General features: G+C 60.3%; 2 protein-coding genes and 1 pseudogene. All 3 read left to right on the forward strand.

Annotation, left to right across the window (positions count from 1 at the left end; all coding sequences use genetic code 11):
- Positions 1 to 660 (forward strand): annotated as a pseudogene (locus JX325_RS16730) (relaxase); the annotation flags it as partial.
- Positions 650 to 1,009: a cysteine-rich VLP domain-containing protein gene (locus JX325_RS16735; protein ID WP_204792157.1), complete on the forward strand. Its 360-nt coding sequence runs from the start codon at positions 650 to 652 to the stop codon at positions 1,007 to 1,009. The pseudogene JX325_RS16730 and the gene JX325_RS16735, both read left to right, overlap by 11 nt.
- A gap of 134 nt (positions 1,010 to 1,143) precedes the next feature.
- Complete coding sequence (locus JX325_RS16740) at positions 1,144 to 1,329, forward strand: transposon-encoded TnpW family protein (protein ID WP_204792158.1); 186 nt, start codon at positions 1,144 to 1,146, stop codon at positions 1,327 to 1,329.
- Positions 1,330 to 1,409: the final 80 nt, after the last annotated feature.

Genomic DNA, 1,409 nt, shown 5'->3' on the forward strand with positions numbered 1-1,409 from the left:
GCTCTGGAACGCAACGCTGCCCGTCCCAGCCGCGGAGCCAAGCCCAGCATCCGGGAGCAGCTTCGCCAGCCCCAGGGTGTTCAACGTATGGTGGACATTGAGGCCAAGAAAGCCCAGGGCAAGGGCATCGGCTATCAGCGTTGGGCCTCCACCTTCAATCTGAAACAGGCGGCGCAGGCCCTCAACCTCTACACCGAGCATGGCTTTTCCTCGCCGGAGGAATTGGACGCCGCTGTGTCCGCCGCCTTTGCCGCTGTGCATGACAGCTCTGCCAAGCTGAAGCCCATCGAAACGGCCTTGAAAGAGAAAAAAGAGCTGCGGCGGCAAATCATCATCTACCGGGACACCAAGGCTGTCCGGGATGGCCTTGCCGCACAAAAAACACCCAAGGCCCGCGCCGATTACCGACAGAAGCATGAGGCCGACCTGCTCCGCTCCGAGGCCGCTGTTCGTTTCTTCAAGGCCAAGGGCATTACCAAGCTGCCCACCATCAAACGGCTGACGGAGGAGATCGAGGCCCTGCTCTCCGAGAAGAACGCCGGGTACACCGAGTACCATTACCGCAAGCGGCAGGCGGACGAGCTGCTGACCGTCAAGCGGAACATCGACCAGGTGCTTCACGGCGCACCCAGCCAGCGGAGGGACGAGCATGACCGATAACATCATCCGTCTGGACTACCAGCAATACCGAACCGTCCGGCGGTTGGTGCATGAGTGCTGCAACTACCAGGACGGCAACTGCCTCCTGCTGGACAATGGGGAGGAATGTGTCTGCCCGCAGAGCATCAGCTATTCGCTGGTCTGCAAGTGGNTCCGGGCGGCGGTGCTGCCCCTGGACGAGAGCCTGTGCGCCGCCCTGCTCCACCGCCGGNAAAGAAAAAAGTGCGTCCTGTGCGGCGGCTGGTACATCCCAAAATCCAACCGGGCCAAATACTGCCCGGAGTGCGCCAAGGAAGAAGAACGCCGCAAGACCTGTGAGCGGGTGCGCCGCCACCGGGCCGCTATGTAACGGTTTAGGCCCTTGAAAAGCCCGGTATCACGGGACTTTTGGGCCGTCCTCAACAGGAGGGCCGTATGTTATCATTCCGAGCCTCAAAAACGGCCCTCTGAATGTCCACAACAAAAATTTGAAAGGAGCCGCCTATGACCGATACCCCCAGCAAGACCAAGACCACCCGCCGCCCGGACTGCGTGACTGAAATCCGCATGGGCAACACCGTCCTCACCGTTTCCGGCTACTTCAAGCAGGACACCACCGACACCGCCGCTGACAAAATGGCGAAAGTCCTGGAGGCCGAGAGCCGCTGCCAGACCAGTCCCGGCCTGTGACCTCCTGCCGGTAGTTCCGCGATAAGCCCCAGCTTAAAACTTTTTCTTGTAAGGAAGTAAAAAGCACTATACAACCGCCC

The sequence above is a fragment of the Oscillibacter sp. CU971 genome (assembly GCF_905219725.1).
Lineage (GTDB): Bacteria > Bacillota > Clostridia > Oscillospirales > Oscillospiraceae > Oscillibacter.